The following is a 23,610-nucleotide window of genomic DNA, read 5'->3' as shown; positions in this document are numbered from 1 at the left end:
TTGTCTAGGGGGATGAGTGTGAATAAAGGTGAAAAAACAAAACAATTCATTCTTAAGCATTCAAGGGCGTTGTTTGCAAAAAAAGGTTTCGACGCAACAAAAACAAGTGAAATCGCAAAGGTTTGTGATATATCAGAAGCCACCATCTACAAATATTTTGAGAGCAAGAAGGCGTTGTTATTAGCCTGTGTCACGCCGAAAACAGAGTTAACCACTTCTACAGAAGACGTGAGTCACCTCTCTCTTGAGGCCCTAATTGAGCGGTATGTCACAAATTTGCTAGCCCTAATTCAAAACAACCGGGAACAGTTTGAGATATTATTTAATGAAACCTATCATCACCCTGAATTATCCACGCAATATGTGCAGCAGATTCACCGTGAACGTCCAGAAGAGATGGAAATTGAACGAAGAATTCGTCAAGGTGACATTCATACAATTTCCGACTTCTTTTTATTTACTGTTGGCATGATTTCGGCTGTATTAGCGATGACTACGCACAAAGAAATTCATGACAAGACTGAAGTCAATCACTTTACGCCTGACATGATTCGCGAAGTTAGTAACTTCGTTTTATACGGAATTAAGGGGAATAAAAGTTGAAATGCTGGAGGTAACTACAATGGTGATCATACATGGATGGATAAAAATTAACCCAGAACATCGGTCTGAATTCCTTGAAAAAGCAGACCGGGCTGTGAAGCAATCGCAAGCAGAGGAGGGTAATCTCGGTTATCGTCTTTTTGAAGCGGTGGACGAGACAAATACGTTTATGACCTTAGAAAAATGGGCTGACCAGGCTGCTATTGACAAGCATAAGAGAAGTGAGCATTTTAACAACTTTTTAGAGTCAACTAAGGGATGGATGCTTGAACCCCTTCAAATTGATGCCCATGTCATCCCTAATAATGATGAAAAAGTTGAGGGATAAAGTATAACAACAGAGGGAATCCTTACAAAAATTAAAACTTATGATAAGCGTCCCCGCATAAATACTAGGCGTATGTTAAAATGAGAACGAACTAGATTAGCTTTGACACTAGCAGGATTCTATGGCATAAAAAGAGCAGTGCACCATAAAACGATGTTTGAATCATTTGTGGTTATGTTATCTAAGTCTGAAAATGACTTATTTTATCAAAGATAAGCCAGGAGGAAAATGAAATGAAAATACTAGTTGCAGGCGGGGACGGCTTTTGTGGATGGCCAACGGCATTGTATTTATCCAACCAAGGTCACGATGTCGCTATCTTAGATAGTCAAGCTCGACGGACATGGGACGATGAATTAAAGTCGAATTCATTAACTCCCATTGAGTCATTGGAAAATCGGGTGGCTATTTGGAAAAAGATAACAGGTAAAAACATTGATATTTATAAAGGCGATCTCACGTCTTATGATTTTTTACGTGAGGTCATGAAGCAAACAAAGCCTGAGGCTTTTGTCCACTTTGCAGAACAGCGCTCGGCGCCTTATTCAATGATTGACCGTGAACATGCTGTGTTCACACAAACCAATAATGTTGTTGGTACATTAAATGTGATTTACGCGATTCGCGAAATGGCTCCTGATTGTCATCTGATTAAATTGGGAACAATGGGAGAGTATGGGCAACCGAATATTGACATTGAAGAAGGTTATCTCCGTGTCGAACATAATGGCCGGGAAGATGTCCTTCCTTATCCAAAACAACCTGGATCAATGTATCATTTGTCTAAGGTTCATGATAGTCACAATCTCATGTTCGCCTGTAAAACGTGGGGACTTCGTGTCACAGATTTGAACCAGGGGATTGTTTACGGACTGCATACCGAAGAAACAATGATGGATCCAGGCTTAGTCAATCGTCTGGATTATGATGCCGTGTTTGGTACCGCGCTTAACCGCTTCTTAATTCAAGCGGCCATCGGACACGATTTGACTGTATATGGCTCGGGAAAACAAACACGTGCGTTTTTAAATATTGCTGATACGGTTCGGTGCATTCAAATTGCCGCAGAAGAACCGGCTGATCAAGGGGAGTTTCGGGTATTCAACCAGTTCACTGAAGACTTCTCTGTCCTTGATCTTGCTGAAAGAGTGCAAAATATCGCCAAAGAAGAGGGGCTTCAGGCAGAGATTGGCCGTCTGAATAATCCTCGTGTCGAGAAAGAAGATCATTACTATAAAGCCATTAACACGAACTTAATTGATCTAGGTTTAGAACCCCATTTACTAACAGATGATGTGTTAAGGAACATTCTCAAAACTGTGATTAAGCATAAGGATCGCGTGATTAAAGAAAATGTTATGCCGCAAATTACTTGGTAGACCTGAAAGACCATTAAGGCGGGGAATTAAGTATGAAAATTGCAATTGTAACTGAAACCTTTCTACCTTCAACCGATGGCATTGTGACTAGGCTTTGTCATTCGATTAGATGGATTCAAGAACAGGGGCATGAGGTATTGATTATCGCTCCGGACCTAGGTGTCAAAGAATTTGAAGGAGCCAAGGTCGTTGGTATCCCAGCTCGTTCGTTTTTCTTATATAAAGGACACAAAAAATTTGCCTATCCAAACAGAAAAATTGGACGAGCTCTGAAGCAATTTGCCCCTGATCTTGTTCACGTTGTTAATCCCGCTTTAATGGGGGCAGCGGGCATGTTTTATGGGCGATGGGGGAAATGGCCGCTTGTCGCTTCCTATCATACTCATATACCCAAATATGCTGATTATTACCGTGTATCTTTTGTCAAACCGGTATTATGGTGGTATTTTCGGCTGTTACATAATCGGGCTGACTTGAATTTATGCACCTCCCAGTCTGTTGCGTCTGAATTAAAGGAACAACGATTTAAGAATGTTGAAGTGTGGAAACGCGGGGTTGATACGGAGCGGTTTCATCCTGACTTTTACAGTGAGGATATGAGGCATCGCTTATCAAACGGTAATCCAGCTAAAACATTGCTCCTATATGTCGGCCGGTTAGCGGCAGAAAAAGAAATAGAAAAAATCCGCGACTGTTTAGATCGTAACCCCGATTTTGGCCTTGCCATTGTAGGGGATGGACCCTATAGAGCATCCTTGGAGGACCATTTTCAAGGAAGGAACGTGGTGTTTACTGGGTTTCTTCATGGTGATGAGTTGTCTCAAGCCTTTGCTTCTTCGGACGCTTTTGTTTTTCCGTCAACAACGGAAACGCTAGGATTGGTGATTTTAGAGGCTATGGCGTCCGGACTGCCAATGGTCGCTGCCAAGAGCGGGCCGACATGCGAGCAAGTTGAAGACGGTGTATCCGGATTGTTATATGATCCTGAGGTTCCAGGTGATTTTGTTAAAACACTCGAGAAATTGAATGATAAATCTTTGCGTGATGCCATTTCTGAACAAGCCCGAGAAGTGAGTGCTGATTTGGGATGGTCGGGTCAATCAAAACAGCTGCTTGATTTTTATCATCAAGTCCTTCAAGAAAAGGGCGCAGAGTGGGTCTATGAGGTCAAAGGCGAGAATGATCATTAAAGCAGGTCGGAGCTGTTACAGAGTATGACATTGACAGACCGTTTAAAGAAGGTCATCATGCAATACACACAATTTAATTTAATTGGTATCACTAATGGGATCATTGATATTGCTAGTTTTAACCTGCTTTTGTGGTTATGGCCAACGGAGCAGGGTGGATTACTCCTGTTATATAACTCCATTTCCTACTTTCTTGCGGTATTAAATAGCTATATATGGAATGCCCGTTTTACATTTCGTGATAATGTCAAAAAGGGCTGGTCCAAGCAAAAAATTTGGTTTGTTTTGCAAGCGATAGCCAGCTTGTTCATTAGTAATCTGACCTTTTTTCTAGGTAATCAGTTATTGAATTGGATCGGCCTACCTAAGTGGTTAGTGGACAATGTCGCGAAAGGCTTGGCGATGTTTGTTTCGGCAACTGCCAGCTTTATATTTATGAAATGGATTGTCTTTCGGAAAGGAAAGGCAAGATCTAATTAAAGAAAAGGATTTCCCTTTGTGCAACGATAGCGCAAAGGGATTTTTTTATATTAGAAAAATAAGCGGAACTGTCCAAACTTAATCATACAAATCTATGCAACGCAAAAATATTTCCGTGTGTGCCAGCGCATTTTCTCTATTTATTTTTTAATCATATGAATACATAGAAAAAAACATATTTTTTCTATGGTATTGTCTGAATCTTTATATTAATATAAGTGTTAAGATTTCAAAAGAGGTGAGGAAAAGTGGAACAGTTATATAGCCAATTGGATGCTGTTTATGATGAGATTGTAGAAATTCGCCGATATCTTCATCAAAATCCTGAGTTATCTTTTAAGGAAGAAAAAACGGCCGCCTATATCGCTGATTATCATAGGAAATTAGGTCATGAAGTTCGCACCAACGTCGGAGGCAATGGTGTTTTAGCCTATTTAAAAGGAGAAAAACCGGGGCCAACGGTTGCTTTACGTGCAGACTTCGATGCGCTCCCAATTCAAGAGCAAACCGATGTCTCATTTAAATCAGCTAATGATGGCGTTATGCATGCCTGTGGCCATGATGGGCATACCGCAACTTTATTGGGACTTGCGAAAGTGCTGAATGGGATGACATCTGATATAGAAGGTACGATTGTTTTTCTTCATCAGCATGCTGAAGAGCTGCCGCCGGGTGGTGCTATTTCGATGATTGAGGATGGCTGTCTGCAGGGGATTGATGTCATCTTTGGTACCCATTTACAAGCACAGATGCCGCTGGGTGAGATTGGTTACCGAACCGGTGCCCTGCAAGCCGCACCCGACCGTTTTGATATTAAAATACAAGGTGAAGGTGGACATGGAGCCTATCCACACGATACAAAAGACAGCATTGTTATTGGTGGACAGCTCATCAACAATTTGCAGCAAATTATCAGCAGAGGCGTGGATCCCCTGGATTCGGCTGTTGTGTCAATTTGTAATTTTGAAGCAAAAAATCCTTATAATGTGATTGCAGATTCAGCCGAATTAACAGGAACGGTTCGTACTTTTAAAGAAAAGACTCGTAATTTCATAGAAAAGGAAATAGAAAAGGTGGTACAAGGGACTTGCCAAGTGTCTGGTGCTGACTATGAGTATACGTACACGCATGGCTATCCGACTTTAGTCAATTACAAGGAAGAAACAGAATTTGTCGCAGAAGTCGTAAACGATGTGCCAGGTATTGAATCGGTGAATGAGACACCGCCGATTATGGGTGGGGAAGACTTTTCTTATTACTTACAGCATGTAAAAGGAACATTTTTCTTTACGGGTGCGAAAAATCCGGAATGGGAAAAAGCTTATCCGCATCATCATCCGAAATTTGATATCGACGAGCGTGCATTGCTGCATGCTGCGAAGGCCCTTGGGAAGGCTACATTGCAATATATGAAAGAATATGCGAATCAATCATTTAATGAAGTGATTAAATAGTCTTTAAGGAGCCAATGATCGAGCTCTTGTTTTGTCAAATAAAGGAGGCATGGGAAGATGGGCGGACAAGTACTTAATATGTGGAAAGATTGGCGATTGCACTTACTCGTATTTGCAATTGTGATTGTAACAGAATTGATGGGTACACATGAAATACAAATAGGGTCAGGCGTTATTCTATTATTGCCGATGCTTTATGCTGTTGTCATTGGAATTGGGTTATTCTTTACGCCACTTATAAAGGACAAGCAATCCAGCAATGCGGAATCACTTGTCTTTATTTCGGTGACATTACTTGTTGCAAAGTTTGGTGTACAAGCAGGTCCAGCATTACCGAAGTTAATTGAAGCAGGCTGGGCCTTGGTTTTTCAAGAATTAGGAAATTTAGGTACCCTATTTTTGGCTCTTCCTATTGCATTATTTCTTGGGCTGAAACGCGAAAGTATTGGAATGACCCACTCCATAGGGAGAGAACCGAATTTGGCATTAATTGCGGATAAATATGGGTTATCTTCTCCGGAGGGCCGTGGTGTTATGGCCGTCTATATATTTGGTACCGTATTCGGATCCATTTTTATGGGACTAGCTTCAGGTTTTTTGGCAACCATCACCCCCCTTCATCCGTATGCCTTTGCAATGGCAACGGGTATAGGAAGTGGAAGTATGACCGCTGCATCATTGGGACCGCTTGTTGCTGCTTATCCAGAGATGGCTAGTACAATAACAGCATTTTCTGGCGCAAGTAATCTTCTGACATCAGTAACAGGATTATACGCCAGTATTTTCATAGGGTTACCATTAACCGAAAAGCTTTATCAAGTCATAACAAGGAATGGAAATGGGAATTCCGGAAAGAAATCGAAGGTGGTGTCGTAACAGTGCTGAAAAATATTCAAGAGTGGGTTTTACTTTTTATCATTATTGGCTTCATGATCGTTATAGGGAACTGGATTGGATACAATGTTATGCCACTTGAAGCACTTCCGGGTATAATCACGCTAGCTTTGATTAGTTTGGCAGGCTTAATGATACATAAGCTTATCCCTTATAAAAAAATTCCCAGTATAGCCTATATTGGTATTCTAGCGTTCATTCTTACGATTCCAGGTGTTCCAGGTTCCGGGCAAATTGTTGCCTGGACTTCTGAGGTCAATCTCTTAGCGATTACAACACCGATACTAGCTTACGCAGGTATTTCAATCGGTCGTTCATGGGATGATTTTGCTAAATTAGGCTGGAAAACCATTGTTGTTGGCATGTGTGTGTTGCTTGGAACGTATTTAGGATCGGCTGTTGTTGCGGAGATTATTTTGAGATTTCAGGGGGTTATTTAGAATATAGTGGAAAATTAGAGTGTGCGATTGAGGTATGTTCTTGTTTTATGTCTAATAAAGGAAAATTATTGTTACATAGTAATGTTAAAAAATCGGTACAGATTGTTGAATAAATAAATGAATTTGTTAGGAGTCAGCTTGAAATGAACTTATTTCAAAAAGCAAAAGAAATGTCAGCGATATACAGAGATAATCCAAAGGTAGAAGCAATCATTCTGGCTGGTTCTGTATCAAAGAATTTACAGGATGAGCACTCGGATATTGAACTACATATTTTGTGGTCGACTTCTCCAACAGATGATGACCGTCAGCATCCCATCGAAGAAGTTAAGGGATCAATCTTATCGTATGAGCCTTATGAGGAAGAGGAATGGTCTGAAGCGTACATCAGTCAGGATGGGGTGAAGTTTGAAATTAGCAGTTTTTTATCAGCAACTGTTGAACGTTTCATTTTCGATGTGGTAGACAAGTTTGATACAGACTATGATAAACAGTGTATAGTGGCTGCCGTTAAAGATGGCGTAAGTCTTTTTGAGGAAGGAAAGATTAATGAGTTAAAAAATAAGGTTGCAAACTATCCATTGGATCTGGCCGAAAGAATGGTTTCGGAAAATCTTTGGCTAGGTAATCGGTGGAATAATCGTGAAGCACTTTTGAAGCGACAAGACTGGTTAATGCTTTATGATGTCATTTGTGACGTTCAAAAGAAACTATTTGGTGTATTGTTTGGTCTGAATCGTATGTATGTTCATCACCCGGTATTTAAGTGGATGCAGTTCAATATAGAACGCATGACGATAAAACCAGAAAGCCTTGATGACCGCATTACCCGTATCCTAACGGGTGAGCCACAAGATTCAGTAGCGGAGTTGGAAACGTTGGTTAACGAGGTTATTGTTCTAGTCGAGAAATATATTCCCGAATTGGACATCAGTGAACAAAAGAAGCACATTGAATTTGCGAAATAACAAATCAGATATGAAGTGAATGTCCATTAAATCGTGTCTTACGAAATCGGGCGCGGTAATCTAATGACTGCCTTCATGAATCGGACCATTTTGCGAATAAAAAGGAGACTGAACGGATCAATAAAATGCTGTAGCAAGGGGAGATTCATTTGAAAGTTCGGCTGTCGGAGTATGATGAAAATTGGGTCCGAATGTTCGATGATGAAACTCAATTTTTAAAAGGAATATTTGGGGATGAAATAATCAAATTTGAACATTTCGGAAGCACCTCTGTTCCAGGCATGAAGGCAAAGCCCGTTATTGATATGATGTGTCTTGTAAAAGATATCAAGAAAATCGATACATTCAATGAGCAGATGCATTTGTTTGGATACGACGTTGCTGGCGAATGGGGCATTCAAGGCAGACGATTATTTCGCAAAGGTGGGGAAAATAGGACCCATCACATTCATGTTTATCAGTATGACAATCCTCAAATTAAACGACATCTAGTGTTACGAGATTATTTAAGATCTCATCCCGAGGAAGTTGAACAATATAGATGTTTTAAAGAAGAACTGGCTCAACGATATGACGATACAGCTTTCTACAGCAAAGCAAAAAAACCTTTCGTGAAGGAATTGGAACAGCGGGCGTTAAATTGGTTTGAAAACCAATAACCATAGAAATTAAATTAGTGATTGTTCAATCAACGGGTGCATATCCGGAATAGGTTTCGTCCCCTTTTGATTTATAGGACAATCTAATTGAATGAGGTGTTTAATCATAAAACAAGGTTATCATAAGAAAATGGGGATGGGCACGATTTCATTATTGTTATTTATATTCGGGATATTATTTTCCTTTTCATTCGGCAATCGTGAGGCTCTTGGAGATATTATATTAAGATTCTTGGGGCTAAATCCTTGGTCAGACGGCGATACAGGAACGCATTATACAATAATTTATTCGCTCATTTTCTTTATACCTGCATTAATACTGGGGTATAAGTTCAAAAATAACTTGGGAGCTAAATTAGGTAGAATGTTGTCTTTAATTGCAATTATCCCAGGTTTATCATTAGTATTTTATATAATAATTTAATACTGTTAAACGGGCGCGATTCCTTAATATGAATCTCGTCCGATCTACATATAAGAGAGCCATTTAATTAAATTAGAAAAGGACAATCGAGAAGAAAACCTTAGCTGTTATATGTGATAAACTTAAGAAAACGAGGGATGATGTATCATGACCAAACACAAGATCTATACAATGAGTGTCGCAAGTGTCTATCCCCATTATGTTACGAAGGCGGAGAAAAAAGGACGTACGAAAACAGAAGTCGATGAAATCATCCGTTGGTTGACAGGGTATAACCAGGAAGAGTTAGAAGCGCAACTGGGAAAACAGACAGATTTTGAGACATTCTTTGCGGAAGCTCCCCGACTGAATCCTTCACGGACTTTGATCAAAGGTGTGGTCTGCGGTGTCCGAGTGGAAGACATCGAAGAACCAACTATGCAAGAGATTCGCTATTTGGATAAGCTGATCGATGAGTTAGCAAAGGGAAAAGCGATGGAGAAGATTTTGCGGAAATAATCATTAAAATTCCGATTACCCGAAAAATATCATGGTTAAAGGTTGTAGCCCTTAGCTTTTATTGATGGCTTTTCTCTATGTTAACACCTGTCTTTCTTAGTACCTGTATCTTGGCAACGTTTCTTTTTTATCCTATTAGTCAGGTCGCCTATTGAATTGAAATGACTCAAATTTTTTAGTATTTACATAGAATGGCTAGGTAGACATCAAAGGGAAGGTGACGGTATGAGTTTGATCTTATTGCTTGGTATAGGGCTTATCATTATGGTTCTATTTTCTAGACAAAGGATTATGAATGGGGTGAATGCCCAACATCCATTAGGACAGAAATTAATGCGGGCTTCGTGGTTTCAAAACCACTGGCTCAGCGGATTACTTTTATTCTTTATCAATACTGTTTACTTCTTTTCAGTACTTCTCATTATTTTTTACCTATTAACAATCTTCACAATTCCAGGTATCCATCTGGTTGTTATGTTGGCGGCGGTCATCTTAAGTATCTATACTTGGGTGTTCTTAAATGTGATATGGATCGGCAGCAACCGTGACCGTCTGAAGATGGGAAGTGTTGGCAGCAGTTTTTACCTTTTTTTATTCGTTTATTTCCTATACCGTTTTGTCACATTAGAACCTTCTTATCCAGGGGAAGATATGGTTATGGCAGCCGTTGGCTTGCTGTTTGGCATGATCGTGGCCATTGTTGCTTATTTAACATGTATGGCTTTTACGGCTTTTCCGAGAAGAGAATTACCTCTAATCCAACTAAAGTAACGATCGGAAATGACTGAACCGTCTTGATGGATGTCTTGTATTACGAATATAATAAAGGAAGTAATTTAAAACCTATTTTTTGAAATTTAGAAAAGCGGTGATGGGAATGGAACAGCAAGACATTGATTTGCTTGATCTGTTAGAGAAAAACGGCCGTATGCCTGTGGACATGATTGCCAAAATGTTAGATATGGATGAAGAAGAGGTTTCTAAACGGATAGACAAACTTGAGAAAAATAATGCCATTCTTGGATATTCTGCGATTGCCAATTGGTCGAAGGTGCTGGATTATGAAGGCGTCACAGCCATGATTGATGTTCAAGTGACCCCGAAAAGGGAGGTCGGGTTTGATACTATTGCAGAACGTATCTACCGCTATCCGGAGGTCAAAGCCGTTTATTTAATGTCGGGCGCTTATGACCTATCAGTCTCCATACAAGGGAAAACGATGTCAGAGGTCGGGCAGTTCGTCTCTGAAAAACTATCAACACTAGATTCAGTCATCTCAACAACGACGCATTTTGTGTTAAAGAAATATAAACATGATGGGGTCATTTTTGATTCTGATGATGATGACAAAAGGATTGTGGTGTCACCTTGAGCCGTTTAAAACATCCCGAGTCTTACATATCAACGCAAGCCAGGCAGTTACAACCTTCAGGGATACGTCGTTTTTTTGATTTGGCATCTACTATGGAAGGGGTGATTTCTCTAGGTGTGGGCGAACCTGACTTCGTGACACCGTGGCATGTAATTGAAGCAAGCTATCATTCGCTTGAACAAGGTTATACAGCTTATACAGCTAATGCGGGTATAATGGAGCTCCGCCAAGAAATTCAGCGGTACTTACAGTCCAATTTCAGTGTGAACTATCAACCTGATCATGAGATTATGGTGACCATTGGTGCGAGTCAAGCTATTGATTTGGCGTTAAGAACGATTACGGATCCTGGTGATGAAATCATTGTCGTTGAACCAAGCTTTGTGTCTTATGCGCCGGCTGTAACACTTGCTGGAGGTATTCCCGTTGCAGTTCACACAAAACCGGAAGATGAGTTTAGACTGCAGCCGGAACAAATTGAAGCGGCCATCACAGAAAGAACGAAGGCGATCATGTTATGCAGTCCCAATAATCCCACTGGGACGGTACTTACAAAAAGTGATCTTGATAAGATTGCTGACGTTGTTGAAGCACATGATTTACTCGTATTATCCGACGAAATCTATGCTGAGTTGACTTATGATGACGTGTATACGAGTTTTCCATCCATTCAAAGGATGAAGGAACGGACAATCTTAATTTCCGGGTTCTCCAAGGCGTTTGCGATGACGGGTTGGCGATTAGGGTATGCTGCGGGGCCTGCTGACATCATACAAGCCATGCTGAAGGTTCATCAGTATACGGTCATGAGTGCACCAACTATGGCCCAACACGGAGCTTTAGAGGCATTGAAAAATGGTCGGCGCAATGTTGATGATATGAAGCAAAGTTATAAACAACGCCGGAACTTTGTTGTTCGTTCTCTAAATGACATGGGACTTGCCTGTCATCGTCCAGGTGGGGCTTTTTATGTCTTTCCATCTATCGAAAAGACCGGGCTTACATCAGAGGATTTTGCTGAACAGCTGTTACATGAGGAAAGGGTTGCCGTAGTGCCTGGAAATGTCTTTGGGAAAAGTGGGGAGGGACATATTCGCTGTTCTTACGCGACGTCACTCAAACAACTGGATGAAGCGATGAAGCGAATGAAGCGATTTGTCGAGTCACTATAAGCATAGCAAAAGCCGTCACGCCCCTCAGGTTACGCCGGCTTTTGCTGATTAAACACTCATATCGTCAAAGTTACAAGTAGCTTTCGACCAATCTGTTAGTAGGGTTTATTAAGATTTTCTTTTCGTTGGTCTACTGCCAACACTTCGACCCCATGTTGATCAAGCATCTCTAATATCTCCTTATTAGGTTCAATATCGGTTATGATAAGATCAATGCTTGTAAGGCTAGCGAACTTATAAAAACCAGATAAACCAAATTTTGAATGATCCGCTAGGACAATCACTTGGTCAGCTTGCTCCATCATCTTGTTCTTGACGAAGCCATCGTCCTCATGAGCACTTGTAATCCCTCTTTCGGTAATCCCTAATACACCGATGAAAGCTTTATTAGCACGGTATTCATCCAACTTTTTAATAACGGAAGGCCCATATAAGTATCGATGTTGTTTATTTAATTGACCGCCAAGCAAATGAATGTTAACTCCTAGATGCTCAGTTAATCGGTCGGCTAAGTTAATTGAATTGGTGACAACGGTAAAATTAATATTGGAAAGGTACTCCGCACAAGCTTGAACCGTTGTTGACGTATCCATAATGTTGTTGTCGTCATCACTGACGAGCTGGGCTGCCAACTGACCAATGCCACGTTTTTCTTCAGATACGGCATGTAAACGATCTTCAAAGCCTTTGACTTCTTTTTTCAACGAGGGAAGTAAGGCGCCCCCGCGCGTACGGATAATTGCGCCTGCTTCATCAAGCTTGACTAAATCTCTTCTTGCCGTATCCCGTGAAACTTCACAGAGCTGGCAAATGTCTTCAATCCGAACCCGTTTATGTTTTTTTAAGTAATTTACAATTTCAATCATTCGCTCTGCTTGATTCAAAGCTGTTCAATCCTATTATAAGTGATTTTATGCACAATTATAATTGATAATAAGTTAATATGCAATTATTAATAAGTAAAATTGAGTAATTTTAAGTTGTTTTAATGATTTACATATGTTGATGGACATATACCATTGTGGCTTTTATGATGAGTGAAGATATTCTAAAAAGGGGGAGACATGCATGCGGGCTGTTAACAAGCAACCGATGACACCAGATCATGATCCGTGGGAGCCCTATCTAGATGTCCGCCAATATGGAGGTATGCGGCTATCAAATGTTGAATTCACAACAACCACACTTTGTAATATGCGGTGTGAGCATTGTGCGGTTGGTTATACTTTACAGACGAGGGATCCTGATGCGCTTCCTGTTGAACTCATGATTCAACGCCTTGAAGAAGTGCCCGATCTTCGTGCTATCAGTATAACCGGCGGTGAACCGATGTTGTCGTTAGCATCGGTCAAGAATGATGTCGTGCCCTTGTTAAAATATGCTCATGAACGGGGGATATGGACGCAGATTAATTCCAATCTAACGTTAGATTTAAAACGGTATGAGCTGATTACACCCTATTTGGATGTTTTACATATCACGCATAATTACGGCAGTGTTGAAGATTTTACTGATATTGGATTTGGTGCTTCAGAAACCAAGCCCTCCCTTGAAGTTCGAGAAAAGTTTTTCAATCAAATGGTCTCGAATGCGAAAGCATTGAGTCAGAGGGGTGTATTTATATCAGCTGAGACGATGTTGAACAACCGGACGCTTCCGAACATTGAGGCGATCCATGAACAGATTGTAGCTATGGGGTGCAGTCGCCATGAGGTTCATCCGATGTACCCGAGTGACTTTGCCAGCGCTTTGAACGTTGCCTCTCTAGAGGACATTCGCGACGGTATTCATCGTTTACTAGACGGCCGTGATCAAAATATGTGGATGTTGTTCGGTACATTACCGTTTTATCCGTGCAGTGCTAGCTCAGAGGATCTTGAACTTCTGTCGCGTTTATACAAAGAAAAAAACGTCACGGTCCGAAATGATCCTGATGGCAGGTCGCGGTTGAACGTTAATATTTTTGACGGTGAGATCACTGTAACAGACTTTGGCGATATTCCTTCACTAGGTAATGTGAAGACAACGCCGCTAGCAGAAGCCTATGACAAATGGATGAATACTGATGCAGCTAAAAGCATCAACTGTCATTGCCCGGCTGTCCAATGCTTAGGTCCGAATCTGCTCGTTAAAGAAACATATTATCAAGATGTCGATTTTACCCAGCGTCAAACGAACTTAACGCGCTAAATTTTAAGGAGAAGTAGACACGCATCAACGCATCTACTCTTTAGGTTACTCGTCTTATCTTGAAAAATTCGGTAAGAAGCCATGTCCCTTGGGGAAACCCAAGTCCAATTTGCCATGCACCAATGCCGTTGAGACGTTGGCCGATAATCAATTGCATTTTTTCAGCTATGCTGCGTGAATCCTCAAACCAGACGACATGTGTTTGTCCGTTTTGATCAACGTAATAAAAGAATGGCGATTGGGCTGCTTCTGAATATTGGATCGTCGCGCCTTGCCTAATAGCCAAGTTGGCGGCATCTTGATTAGAAATTGCTGAGGCAACATTTCCTGGGTTATAAGGTAATGTCCAATCATATCCGTATAGAGGGACTCCGAGCTGAATTTTGTCGCTGCTGACGTTTTGTAAGGCGAATTCAACGGTTTTCCTGACTTGATCAATCGGTGCAACAGGACCAGGTTCACTTCCTTGGTAATGCCAATCGTAAGCCATGATGAACATGAGGTCGACAACGGAACCAATGGCACCGTAATCATAGCCCTGCAGCCAGGAGATGTCTTCGCTTGTTTTCGGCGGTATAGCGATTGTGACGGAATATCCTTCAGGTTTTAAACGATCACTAAGGTGGTTTAAAAAAGTTGAGAAAGCATCACGACTTTGATTTGAAATGTTCTCAAAGTCAATATTGACACCGGCGTATCCGGCGTTCGATACAAGTTTATAAATATTCTCAATCAGATTTTGTCTTATGGAAGGATGATGTAGCACCTGGTCAGTTAATTCTGCCTCAAACCCTGAGGACGTTAAATTGGTGATGGTGGCAAGCGGCGCGGTATTACGGCGCCAAGATATCTCAATCGCTTCCGATGCATTAAGCTGACTCAACGATCCATCACTAAAGAAATGATATTCAAAAAATGAAAAGTATGTCGAATAAGGCGTGAAGTTTTGAATCAAATCCTGATCGCCTTGATCACCTGTAATATAGAGATAACTAAATGTTGAGGCCACGTAGTCTGGTGACTCCGGAAGGGTAACTTGAGTTCCGGGCTGCAGGTTGCTTGGGTTTAATGATGGATTTGCGTTCATTAACCGATCTAAAGACACATAAGCTATCCTGGCAATTTGATATAAGCTATCCCCAGGTTGAACGACATAATTTGATTGAGTGATAAGTAATGCGAGACCAGGGACAATATTTGGCTGTACCAAACCGTTAACAAGTTGAAGTTGATTGATAGGGACATTAAATTTTTGGCTGATCGAATACAATGAATCCCCGGATTTAACAGTATAGATAAACATCCTAACCCTCCTCTTTTGGGCTCACTAGCTAACATATGGCCTAAGGAGGGTTTTGTTGATAAAAATTATGTTAGGCTACTTCTCTGACCGTAATTAACCGCGTTTGACGAACATTGGCAGGTCGGTGTGTCCCAATTCTCGAACGTAGACAAATAAGTTGCCCTTATGATTGATCTCATGATCCATGGCTATTTGCAGGAGTTGTCCTGCTGGCATTTGCGCCCCCATAGCTTCTACGACACGATCAAAATCCTCATCGTGCATATCTTCTAGTAGCTTCTGAGTTGCCTCTGTGTAAATATCGGCAAGTTTAGCGAGATTAGTCTCATTGGTTTCTAGTGGTTTCGCTTCACCTTTTTTAGCCAATGAAGCAAATTGATAGAAAGAAGTCAAGATGTGCGTAGCCAATTCTTGAGTTGACATTGATGTTGGTGTTGGTTTGTAGTTATAGTTTTCCTCTTCAATTTTACCTATAAGCTCGACTGTAACATTTCGGTGGGATAAAAAATGCTGGACAAGTTGTTGTGTGCGATCCATCATCGCGCCTCCTTTTTAATTATTCTATCTTTAATTTATGCGATTTCATCGAATGGTTCAAGCCAAAGGCATTCGTGCCGAGGGTATGGGGAGGCGTTTCATTGCAGAATGGATAGGATAACTATACAATTAAGTCAGATATGATATCTATTAAACAAGCAGGTGAATCAATTGTTAGCTGTTAACATTGACCAATTTTCGTATCATGAAGATGAGATGATTTTAAAGGACGTTCACTTTAGTGTTAATCAAGGAGAAATCGTCGGTTTAATCGGGGAAAATGGTGCTGGGAAAAGTACGACAATCAAAATGATCTTAGGATTGAATGATGCTCCAGAAGACGCCGTGACGATTGCCAATGACCGGACACTTGGTTATATTCCAGAACGGCCGATTATCTATGAAGAAATGACGTTGTGGGAACATATCGAGCTTTGTGCTGCGGCCTATGGCATGCAGAACTGGGAAACTGAGGCCAGGCGGGTATTGCGGCTGTTTAAATTACAGGGTAGGGAAAAGGACTATCCTAAGGATTTTTCAAAAGGCATGCAGCAAAAAGTCATGTTAACGCTAGCCTATTTACCTCGGCCAGATATGTACGTCATTGATGAGCCCATTATGGGGTTAGATCCTGTATCGATTAAGATTATTCTTAACGTCTTGCAGGAAGAAAAGGAACGTGGTGCGGGGATTTTAATGTGTACACATGCACTAGATACAGCTGAAAAGTACTGTGATCGACTTGTTATTTTAGCCGATCAAACGATTAAGTTTCAAGGAGACCTTGATGAATTGAAGGGTGTGACTGGGCAAACGGACGGGGACCTGCTTGATTGCTTTACAACGTTATTGGACGGAGATCATAGCTATGATGCTTGATTATTTATTTACTCAGCGGAGAAAACAAGACGCACGGGAAAAGTGGCACTTAATCAAATCTATGCTTGATTGGACGTATGTTTTTTATGGCTTATTGCCGTTAACGGCTTTGTTCATCTATGGTTACATTCGAACATTGCGGCAGCAACCCGTTTGGATGGCTGATATTCCTATTTCTGTTATACATACCATTATCATGATCTTTATTGTCGCCAACGCCCTAAGAACTTATATCAAGCCGGCTGACCAACTATTTTTGGTTCGGCGCTATCAGGCAATGGCTACGTTGGTGAAGCATGGGATACGCCGGTTACTTGTTGTTGAAATTATCCGGATGTTGCTTGTCGCGGCCGTGATTTTTCCTTATCTTTTTAATCATTATAGTTATATTAACCTATTCGTTTATAGTTTTATGTTATTGGCCTTTAATGTTTTTTTTACTCTTTATTTGTACAGTCCATGGCGGAATAAGTGGCTAACCACTTGTTTATTGATCCTTTACATATTGTCAGGGTTCTTGCAGGAATTTTGGTTGTTTGCAGGTATTGCATCATTCGGTTTGGCGGTCTATCTATATAAAATAATCCGTTATAATCAGCAACCGTTCATTCAGTGGTTGGCATTGGAGCAGAAGAAAGGTTCAAGATTGCTCGGCGCCATGTACCGTGCAGCTACCATATCCATGAGCCGGAGTGGTATAGAAAAGGAGTACCAATATTCCATTATAGACCGGTTCATTCAATATCGTTTACCCCTTAAGCGCCGGCTGTTTTCTACCCGTACGCAAAATTGGGTCTTACTTGAATCGTTCATAAAATGGTTCTACCGTCGCCCCCATTATTGGTTCTATTTTCCCGGTGTGTTCGTCGTTAATGCCTTGTCGTTGTATGTTGGTGTGACATGGGTCGTCGCTATTGTGTCGGTTGTATGTTACTTCGTGATGTTGTCAATTCTAAGCTATCTGTGGCGGCGTTTTTTCGATCATCCATTTATGAAGATCTATCGCTGGGAGCAAGCATCGGTCGACCATGCTAAGAGTATGACGCAGACTGTTCTATTTGGTATCTTTGCGGTGTTTTTTGTTGGGCTTATGTTATTACAAGACGGATCAGTATTTTAAGAGCATTCAATTCTATAGAAAGTGGTAGTCTAAATGAAAATCATTGTATGATGATAATTTAAAAGTAAATAAAGCGCTTCCCGTCCAGAGAAGCTGACCGTCGTCTCATCCGACTACCTTAACAAGGAAGCTTTCCTGAGTGATATTGCTGCCGTTTTTAAACGGAGACAGGTGAACAAGGTCATCGCATGGATTCATTCAGAAGGCAACGACGCTTTGCAGGACCTATGTAATGTGACCGGTCAGTTGAATAATGGGGAGTGGGAGATCTTTGACATTAAAGGCAGTCGTGCGTCTAGGCCTACGGAAAATGTCATCCCTAATTATCCAGATCAGTGTATTTACCGGGAAATTATTTTGGGTTTTGTTTATCGCGAGGAAAATGATCGTTCTCGTTGGTTAACACATGAGGAGATATCTGAAGGCGTACTGAATGCTATTCGCTTGCAGCAAGACCGATATATCATAGGGCAGATTGAACCGTGGGTTAAAAGGCCATGACGAGCTGTGGATACTTCGGTCGCAGACTAATTTTTGGGAAGCCGCTTTAGTGTTGATTCCGATATTTCGTATTATTCACAAATCATGTTAAAATAATTTTCAAGAGATTGAATTTTCAATAGAATAAGCTACTCTATTTTAAATGACAAGACCGCTGGAAAAATCATGAGTTAAGAAAGAAGGGGAGATTCATCGTGCCATCATTTGATATTCAAGGTGTCAGTACTGTTGTGATTCAGGTTAGAAATGTTGAAGTGTCAAAAGTCTTTTACAAAGATACGCTCGGCCTTAGTGAAGATTTTGCGGACGGTGGAATGGTTTGGCTGAGTATAGGGGCTGGAGAGCATGCAACGCCGCTACTTCTACATCCAACGGAGCAACCGGAACCCGTGGCAAATGGATTAACGATTGAAATTTCAGTTGATAATGTTGACGCAGTTATTGAAGCAATTCGAACCTCAAAAGGCCGTGTAGTTCAAGAACCGGTTGATCGTGAGTGGGGTGTACGCGAGGCGGTCATAGAAGATCCTGATGCCTATCGGATCTGGATTGTGCAGTCGATCTCCTAAGAAAAAAAGCTTCCCCTCCATCAGATAAATAATTTTCTACCCAAGCATTTCACATATCTTAATATATCACCATATGAAGAATGTAGTAAAATCCGAGGATGATAACTAGAAAAATAACCAAAGAAGACAGGATGTATATAAATTTTTTATTTTTGAACGATCGGGTCATTCCTTGTCGCAAAATCATTCCTCCTTTCAAAATTAATATTTCCGACTCAACTGATCTTTATTACAAGGGAGTCCAATTGATTTGACATTCCCATATTGTCAAGAATATAATCGCAATGTCCAAAGGATTAGACTTTTCATGGTGATGATATGGATAATAGGATTAAGGAATTACGCATCAATAAGGGTTTGACTCAAGGGAGCTTAGCCTATGAATGCGATGTCGTGAGGCAAACCATTAACGCTATAGAAAATAATAAATACGATCCAACGCTTGAATTAGCTTTTAAAATCGCTAGGATATTACAGACAAAGGTAGATGAATTATTTATTTATGACTCACCAAGATAAACACAACTTGTTAACAATGAAGGATATCGTTAAGGAAGGGGACCCCATTTTACGGACGGTTACTGATAATGTCGCTATCCCTCCATCTGATGAGGACAAACAGATTTTAAATAAAATGATGCAGTTTATAAAAAACAGTCAAGATGAAACAATGGCCAAAAAATATCAATTAAGGCCGGGCGTAGGGTTATCTGCTAATCAGCTTGGATTTAATAAAAGGATGTTTGCAGCTTACCTGACAGACGAAAAAGAACAACTGCATGAATACGCATGGATCAATCCAAAAATTATTAGCCATTCAGTGCAAATGACCTATATGCCTTATGGAGAAGGATGTCTCTCTGTGGATCGGCAGGTACCCGGTTATGTTCCAAGATATGATCGAATAAAAGTGAGAGCCTATGATATAGAAGGACAAGAAGTAACCGTCAAATTAAAAGGACATGTTGCGATTGTTGTCCAACATGAAATTGATCATTTAAATGGCATCATGTTTTATGACCATATTAATCAGGACAATCCTTTTGAGTTGCCAGATGACGTTGCTATCAAAAGTTTATATTAATTTTATAAGAGTTATGCACTCTGTATCGCCGGTGAGTGTAGCTCTTTTTTAGATCATCGGCCATCGTCCCACATATGCGGATCGTGTAGAACGTCATTTGATGAGAAATATGCCGCTCCGTTCTTATGAATCGCTTGTTCTTAGAATATGAAGGAGGTAATAAGATGCGTTTAGCGATTGTAACAGGGGCATCACGTGGGTTTGGTGCCGCGGTTGCCCAGCAGTTCTTAGATCAAGGTTTTGTCTTATACACAGTGGCACGTAATGAGAATCAAACATTGAAAGATTATGCGAAAAAACAAAAGGCTGATTACACGCACTTTGTTTGTGATTTATCGTCGCCGGAACAGCAAGTCCAAGTGCTTCATGAATTGACGGCCTCAATCAATGGATTGAAAGATCTGGAAGAGATTTATATTATTAATAATGCAGGGGTTGTTGAGCCAATTAAACCCGTTGGCCAAGCCGGGCCTGAAGAATTGCAGCGTCTCATCAATATTAACGTATTGGCTCCGATGACGCTGACGAACGGATTCGTTCATGAATATCCTTCTGTTCCCTTGTTTGTGGTTAATGTGAGCTCAGGCGCTGCCGAACGGCCTGTTCACGGTTGGAGTGGTTACGGTAGTTCTAAGGCAGCCATCAATTTATATACCCAAACAGCCGCGGTTGAAAATGAGATCGGGGATGCGTCGCATCGCTTTATTGCCTTTAATCCCGGTGTTATGGATACCGATATGCAAGGCGTGATTCGTTCAACTGATCAGGCTTCTTTCAACGATGTTGAACGTTTTAAAGACCTTAAAGCAAATAATAGACTTCGAAGTCCGAATGTCGTTGCTGATGCGCTTATGACATTGATTCTAGGTGATCAAGTCGAGAGTGGTCGTGTCTATGATGTGAAAGAATTATTGTAGGACATGAAAGTTGTGTTGATGAGCACTGGTTGGACAGGTGCTCATCTTTTTAGTATTTTCATTGACGAAGGAACAGGTGTGTTATAAAATAATGGGAACATATGTTTTATTCTAAGGGGATCAATCATGATTCAATTTACCAACGTGTCAAAGATATATCAAGATGGGACAAAAGCGGTGCGCGGCCTCGATTTAAGCATTCAGCAAGGAGAGTTTTTTGTTTTCATCGGGCCGAGTGGCTGTGGGAAAACGACAACATTAAAAATGATGAATCGCTTGATTGAGTTATCGGGGGGAAGTATTGCGATTAATGAGCAAAATATTAGCCAATTTGATATTCATGAACTGCGTTGGAATATTGGTTATGTTTTACAAAAAATCGCACTTTTTCCGCATATGACAATCGAAGAGAATATTGCTGTTGTTCCTGAGCTGAAGAAATGGTCTTATAAGCGTACTCGGAAACGTGTGGATGAGCTTTTAGATATGGTTGGGTTGAATCCGGAGATATATCGAGACCGTAAGCCTAGGGAATTATCCGGTGGAGAGCAACAGCGTATTGGCGTTATTCGGGCGTTGGCTGCGGACCCCGATATTATTTTAATGGACGAGCCTTTTAGTGCCCTTGATCCGATCACTCGAAATAAATTGCAGCATGACATTCTTGACCTGCAGCAGCGGATTAAGAAGACCATCGTATTTGTCACGCATGATATGCAGGAAGCGCTTGCCTTAGGGGACAGGATTGGGTTGATGCAGGAAGGTGAAATGGTTCAAGTTGACGAACCGGAGGCGTTGATTCAGCATCCAGCCAATGATTTTGTTCGAGATTTTATTAAAAGCGGAACATGGGAGGGTCAAATCGGACTGTTCGGTGAACAAGTGCTGCTTTCTGAGGTTTTGGATCCGGAACCGTTGGATGGTGGTGTCAGTCAAAACGTAACTCCTCTACCTTTTGATACCCCATTAAGTGACGCGTTAGGCCGCTTAGCGGAAGAAGCGATGATACCTGTTGAACAGAATGGTAACATTATTGGAACCATCTCTCACCAATCGGTTGTCCAGTACCTAGCTGATCAATCTAAGGATAGGAGGGGCGATCATGGTTGAGTTTTTTGAAGTAATGCGGGAACGACAGGATCAGCTTGTTCATGCACTGGTTGAACATATCCAAATCTCGTTAATAACTCTCGTGATCGCGGTTGTTATAGCGGTTCCTCTGGGTATTTATTTGAGCAAAAAGGATAAAATGGCCGAAAGTGTGATTGGTACATCAGCAGTTCTGCAGACGATTCCATCATTGGCATTGCTCGGGTTAATGATCCCGTTGGTTGGTATTGGCAAGGTTCCGGCGATTATAGCGCTTGTTATTTATGCTTTATTGCCCATTCTGCGGAATACGTTTACGGGTATTCGTGGGGTTGATCCGTCGTTTATTGAAGCGGCCAATGCGATGGGCATGAATAGCCGTAAGCGGTTAATTAAAGTCGAGTTGCCGCTGGCATTGCCCGTTATTATGGCGGGGATTCGTACAGCCATGGTGCTCATTGTTGGCACAACAACATTAGCAGCGCTTATCGGTGCAGGCGGATTAGGTGACATTATTTTGTTAGGTATTGATCGTAATGATCATTTGTTAATTATTCTTGGAGCCATCCCTGCAGCGTTGCTCGCGATTTTGTTTGATGCTGTTTTGCGTCTGATTCAAAAAGTGTCTAAGCGATCTTTAAAAGCGATTGGTGTCGTCGCATTAGCTGTGATAATCATTGGCATAGTGCCATTTCTATGGGGAACGCAGAAAAAGGAAATTGTTATTGGTGGCAAAATCGGTTCAGAACCAGCTATTTTAATTAATATGTATAAACTACTGATTGAACAAGATACAGATTTAGATGTCGCTTTAGAACCTAATCTTGGGAAAACGTCTTTTGTTTTTAATGCCCTTAAATCAGGAGATATTGACATCTATCCGGAATTTACTGGAACAGTGATCACGACTTTTTTAAAAGAAGAGCCGGTAAGCACGAAACGTCAGGCTGTTTATCAGCAGGCTAAAACAGGATTGCATAAGGACTTTGGCATGGCCTTATTGAAACCAATGAAATACAATAATACCTATGCTCTGGCCGTTACTGAGAAAATAGCGGAACAATATAGTCTCAATACGATATCCGATTTAAAACAAGTTGAAGATAAGGTTAAAGCGGGCTTTACCTTGGAATTTACCGATCGTCAGGATGGTTATCAGGGTATCCAAGAATTATATGATCTGCATTTCTCGCATTTAAAAACGATGGAGCCCAAATTACGCTATATTGCTGTGAAGTCCGGTAATATTAACCTTGTTGATGCCTATTCAACAGATAGCGAGCTTGTTCGTTATCATCTTAAAGTGTTAAAAGATGATAAAAATCTGTTTCCACCTTATCAAGGGGCGCCATTGTTCCGGGAAGAGACACTTGAAAACTATCCAGAATTAAGGTCAATATTGAATCAGCTTGCTGGTAAAATAACGAACGAAGAAATGCAGACAATGAATTATGACGTCAATGTTGAGGGACAGTCACCTCGAAGCGTAGCGAAGGACTATTTAACAGAGGAAGGCTTGCTTAACTGATCTAAGAACGAATAAAAAAGGCTATCGATCGT

Annotated in this window: 27 protein-coding genes; 24 read left to right on the top strand and 3 right to left on the bottom strand. The window is 41.0% G+C overall.

From position 1 onward, the window contains the following. Positions 1-18: 18 nt before the first annotated feature. From B9Y89_RS00645 to B9Y89_RS00575, 14 genes are all read left to right on the top strand, one after another. Entirely contained in the window at positions 19-603 is a 585-nt protein-coding gene (locus tag B9Y89_RS00645; protein ID WP_176222051.1) for a TetR/AcrR family transcriptional regulator, read from the top strand. A gap of 19 nt (positions 604-622) precedes the next feature. Further along, entirely contained in the window at positions 623-931 is a 309-nt protein-coding gene (locus B9Y89_RS00640; RefSeq protein ID WP_176222050.1) for a putative quinol monooxygenase, read from the top strand. 233 nt (positions 932-1,164) lie between these two features. Continuing rightward, positions 1,165-2,310 carry an NAD-dependent epimerase/dehydratase family protein gene (locus B9Y89_RS00635; protein ID WP_085520621.1) on the top strand — a complete coding sequence of 382 codons (1,146 nt, stop codon included), beginning with the start codon at positions 1,165-1,167 and terminating at the stop codon, positions 2,308-2,310. Positions 2,311-2,342: 32 nt separating this feature from the next. Further along, the gene (locus tag B9Y89_RS00630; protein WP_085520619.1) at positions 2,343-3,500 is read left to right on the top strand and encodes a glycosyltransferase family 4 protein; all 1,158 of its coding nucleotides are present in this window, start codon (positions 2,343-2,345) and stop codon (positions 3,498-3,500) included. A gap of 57 nt (positions 3,501-3,557) precedes the next feature. Continuing rightward, the gene (locus B9Y89_RS00625) at positions 3,558-3,980 is read left to right on the top strand and encodes a GtrA family protein (protein ID WP_254901145.1); all 423 of its coding nucleotides are present in this window, start codon (positions 3,558-3,560) and stop codon (positions 3,978-3,980) included. A 248-nt stretch (positions 3,981-4,228) separates the two neighbouring features. Continuing rightward, on the top strand, positions 4,229-5,434 hold the full coding sequence (locus B9Y89_RS00620) for a M20 family metallopeptidase (protein WP_085520615.1): 1,206 nt from the start codon (positions 4,229-4,231) through the stop codon (positions 5,432-5,434). Between the two features lie 57 nt (positions 5,435-5,491). Beyond that, a complete protein-coding gene (locus tag B9Y89_RS00615) occupies positions 5,492-6,310 on the top strand; it encodes a DUF3100 domain-containing protein (protein ID WP_085520614.1) in 819 nt (272 codons plus the stop codon). A gap of 2 nt (positions 6,311-6,312) precedes the next feature. Further along, entirely contained in the window at positions 6,313-6,768 is a 456-nt protein-coding gene (locus tag B9Y89_RS00610) for a hypothetical protein (RefSeq protein ID WP_085520612.1), read from the top strand. A 143-nt stretch (positions 6,769-6,911) separates the two neighbouring features. Beyond that, positions 6,912-7,736 (top strand): DUF4037 domain-containing protein, encoded by an 825-nt coding sequence (locus B9Y89_RS00605; protein ID WP_085520610.1) that lies wholly within the window; start codon positions 6,912-6,914, stop codon positions 7,734-7,736. 149 nt (positions 7,737-7,885) lie between these two features. Continuing rightward, complete coding sequence (locus B9Y89_RS00600; RefSeq protein ID WP_085520609.1) at positions 7,886-8,395, top strand: GrpB family protein; 510 nt, start codon at positions 7,886-7,888, stop codon at positions 8,393-8,395. Between the two features lie 571 nt (positions 8,396-8,966). Continuing rightward, complete coding sequence (locus B9Y89_RS00590) at positions 8,967-9,317, top strand: DUF2200 domain-containing protein (RefSeq protein WP_085520605.1); 351 nt, start codon at positions 8,967-8,969, stop codon at positions 9,315-9,317. 225 nt (positions 9,318-9,542) lie between these two features. After that, the gene (locus B9Y89_RS00585; RefSeq protein WP_085520603.1) at positions 9,543-10,088 is read left to right on the top strand and encodes a hypothetical protein; all 546 of its coding nucleotides are present in this window, start codon (positions 9,543-9,545) and stop codon (positions 10,086-10,088) included. Between the two features lie 106 nt (positions 10,089-10,194). Further along, a complete protein-coding gene (locus B9Y89_RS00580) occupies positions 10,195-10,689 on the top strand; it encodes an Lrp/AsnC family transcriptional regulator (RefSeq protein WP_085520602.1) in 495 nt (164 codons plus the stop codon). After that, the gene (locus B9Y89_RS00575; RefSeq protein ID WP_085520600.1) at positions 10,686-11,861 is read left to right on the top strand and encodes an aminotransferase; all 1,176 of its coding nucleotides are present in this window, start codon (positions 10,686-10,688) and stop codon (positions 11,859-11,861) included. Before B9Y89_RS00580 ends, B9Y89_RS00575 begins: the two co-directional genes overlap by 4 nt. Positions 11,862-11,956: 95 nt before the next feature. Here the strand turns inward: B9Y89_RS00575 and B9Y89_RS00570 are convergent, their stop codons facing one another. Beyond that, entirely contained in the window at positions 11,957-12,745 is a 789-nt protein-coding gene (locus tag B9Y89_RS00570; RefSeq protein ID WP_085520598.1) for a DeoR/GlpR family DNA-binding transcription regulator, read from the bottom strand. A gap of 184 nt (positions 12,746-12,929) precedes the next feature. On the opposite strand from B9Y89_RS00570, the gene yfkAB reads away from it, so the two are divergent. Then, positions 12,930-14,051 carry a radical SAM/CxCxxxxC motif protein YfkAB gene (gene yfkAB / locus B9Y89_RS00565; RefSeq protein ID WP_085520596.1) on the top strand — a complete coding sequence of 374 codons (1,122 nt, stop codon included), beginning with the start codon at positions 12,930-12,932 and terminating at the stop codon, positions 14,049-14,051. 40 nt (positions 14,052-14,091) lie between these two features. Here yfkAB and B9Y89_RS00560 read toward each other — a convergent pair whose 3' ends face one another. Continuing rightward, the gene (locus tag B9Y89_RS00560; RefSeq protein WP_085520594.1) at positions 14,092-15,354 is read right to left on the bottom strand and encodes a glycosyl hydrolase family 18 protein; all 1,263 of its coding nucleotides are present in this window, start codon (positions 15,352-15,354) and stop codon (positions 14,092-14,094) included. Positions 15,355-15,447: 93 nt separating this feature from the next. After that, positions 15,448-15,891, bottom strand: coding sequence for a DinB family protein (locus tag B9Y89_RS00555; protein WP_085520593.1), 444 nt, complete (start codon positions 15,889-15,891; stop codon positions 15,448-15,450). Positions 15,892-16,053: 162 nt separating this feature from the next. On the opposite strand from B9Y89_RS00555, the gene B9Y89_RS00550 reads away from it, so the two are divergent. The 9 genes from B9Y89_RS00550 (at position 16,054) to B9Y89_RS00510 (ending at position 23,578) form a co-directional block, all read left to right on the top strand. After that, positions 16,054-16,770 carry an ABC transporter ATP-binding protein gene (locus B9Y89_RS00550; protein ID WP_176222049.1) on the top strand — a complete coding sequence of 239 codons (717 nt, stop codon included), beginning with the start codon at positions 16,054-16,056 and terminating at the stop codon, positions 16,768-16,770. After that, positions 16,760-17,890, top strand: coding sequence for an ABC transporter permease (locus tag B9Y89_RS00545; protein WP_085520592.1), 1,131 nt, complete (start codon positions 16,760-16,762; stop codon positions 17,888-17,890). The genes B9Y89_RS00550 and B9Y89_RS00545 overlap by 11 nt, the downstream gene beginning before the upstream one ends. A gap of 171 nt (positions 17,891-18,061) precedes the next feature. Further along, positions 18,062-18,391, top strand: coding sequence for a Rossmann-fold NAD(P)-binding domain-containing protein (locus B9Y89_RS00540; protein ID WP_085520591.1), 330 nt, complete (start codon positions 18,062-18,064; stop codon positions 18,389-18,391). A 194-nt stretch (positions 18,392-18,585) separates the two neighbouring features. After that, on the top strand, positions 18,586-18,960 hold the full coding sequence (locus B9Y89_RS00535; RefSeq protein ID WP_176222048.1) for a VOC family protein: 375 nt from the start codon (positions 18,586-18,588) through the stop codon (positions 18,958-18,960). 318 nt (positions 18,961-19,278) lie between these two features. Then, positions 19,279-19,479 carry a helix-turn-helix transcriptional regulator gene (locus B9Y89_RS00530; protein ID WP_085520589.1) on the top strand — a complete coding sequence of 67 codons (201 nt, stop codon included), beginning with the start codon at positions 19,279-19,281 and terminating at the stop codon, positions 19,477-19,479. After that, positions 19,463-20,044, top strand: a complete 582-nt coding sequence (gene def, locus B9Y89_RS00525; protein ID WP_085520847.1) for a peptide deformylase — start codon at positions 19,463-19,465, stop codon at positions 20,042-20,044. The genes B9Y89_RS00530 and def overlap by 17 nt, the downstream gene beginning before the upstream one ends. A gap of 164 nt (positions 20,045-20,208) precedes the next feature. After that, positions 20,209-20,961 carry a (S)-benzoin forming benzil reductase gene (locus B9Y89_RS00520; protein ID WP_176222047.1) on the top strand — a complete coding sequence of 251 codons (753 nt, stop codon included), beginning with the start codon at positions 20,209-20,211 and terminating at the stop codon, positions 20,959-20,961. A 126-nt stretch (positions 20,962-21,087) separates the two neighbouring features. Beyond that, positions 21,088-22,071, top strand: a complete 984-nt coding sequence (locus B9Y89_RS00515; RefSeq protein WP_085520587.1) for an ABC transporter ATP-binding protein — start codon at positions 21,088-21,090, stop codon at positions 22,069-22,071. Next, positions 22,064-23,578 (top strand): ABC transporter permease/substrate-binding protein, encoded by a 1,515-nt coding sequence (locus tag B9Y89_RS00510; RefSeq protein WP_085520586.1) that lies wholly within the window; start codon positions 22,064-22,066, stop codon positions 23,576-23,578. Before B9Y89_RS00515 ends, B9Y89_RS00510 begins: the two co-directional genes overlap by 8 nt. Positions 23,579-23,610: the final 32 nt, after the last annotated feature.

Origin of the sequence: Tuberibacillus sp. Marseille-P3662, assembly GCF_900178005.1 — a bacterium.
Lineage (GTDB): Bacteria > Bacillota > Bacilli > Bacillales > Sporolactobacillaceae > Marseille-P3662.
Note: the sequence above shows the minus strand (reverse complement) of the source record. Positions and strands in the feature narration are given on the sequence as shown.

Coding starts and splice junctions, on each gene's coding strand:
- B9Y89_RS00640 (WP_176222050.1), top strand. CDS start 623: ATGGTGATCATACATGGATGGATAAAAATTAACCCAGAACATCGGTCT.
- B9Y89_RS00635 (WP_085520621.1), top strand. CDS start 1,165: ATGAAAATACTAGTTGCAGGCGGGGACGGCTTTTGTGGATGGCCAACG.
- B9Y89_RS00630 (WP_085520619.1), top strand. CDS start 2,343: ATGAAAATTGCAATTGTAACTGAAACCTTTCTACCTTCAACCGATGGC.
- B9Y89_RS00625 (WP_254901145.1), top strand. CDS start 3,558: ATGCAATACACACAATTTAATTTAATTGGTATCACTAATGGGATCATT.
- B9Y89_RS00615 (WP_085520614.1), top strand. CDS start 5,492: ATGGGCGGACAAGTACTTAATATGTGGAAAGATTGGCGATTGCACTTA.
- B9Y89_RS00605 (WP_085520610.1), top strand. CDS start 6,912: ATGAACTTATTTCAAAAAGCAAAAGAAATGTCAGCGATATACAGAGAT.
- B9Y89_RS00590 (WP_085520605.1), top strand. CDS start 8,967: ATGACCAAACACAAGATCTATACAATGAGTGTCGCAAGTGTCTATCCC.
- B9Y89_RS00585 (WP_085520603.1), top strand. CDS start 9,543: ATGAGTTTGATCTTATTGCTTGGTATAGGGCTTATCATTATGGTTCTA.
- B9Y89_RS00580 (WP_085520602.1), top strand. CDS start 10,195: ATGGAACAGCAAGACATTGATTTGCTTGATCTGTTAGAGAAAAACGGC.
- yfkAB (WP_085520596.1), top strand. CDS start 12,930: ATGCGGGCTGTTAACAAGCAACCGATGACACCAGATCATGATCCGTGG.
- B9Y89_RS00560 (WP_085520594.1), bottom strand. CDS start 15,354: ATGTTTATCTATACTGTTAAATCCGGGGATTCATTGTATTCGATCAGC.
- B9Y89_RS00555 (WP_085520593.1), bottom strand. CDS start 15,891: ATGGATCGCACACAACAACTTGTCCAGCATTTTTTATCCCACCGAAAT.
- B9Y89_RS00545 (WP_085520592.1), top strand. CDS start 16,760: ATGATGCTTGATTATTTATTTACTCAGCGGAGAAAACAAGACGCACGG.
- B9Y89_RS00530 (WP_085520589.1), top strand. CDS start 19,279: ATGGATAATAGGATTAAGGAATTACGCATCAATAAGGGTTTGACTCAA.
- def (WP_085520847.1), top strand. CDS start 19,463: ATGACTCACCAAGATAAACACAACTTGTTAACAATGAAGGATATCGTT.
- B9Y89_RS00520 (WP_176222047.1), top strand. CDS start 20,209: ATGCGTTTAGCGATTGTAACAGGGGCATCACGTGGGTTTGGTGCCGCG.
- B9Y89_RS00515 (WP_085520587.1), top strand. CDS start 21,088: ATGATTCAATTTACCAACGTGTCAAAGATATATCAAGATGGGACAAAA.
- B9Y89_RS00510 (WP_085520586.1), top strand. CDS start 22,064: ATGGTTGAGTTTTTTGAAGTAATGCGGGAACGACAGGATCAGCTTGTT.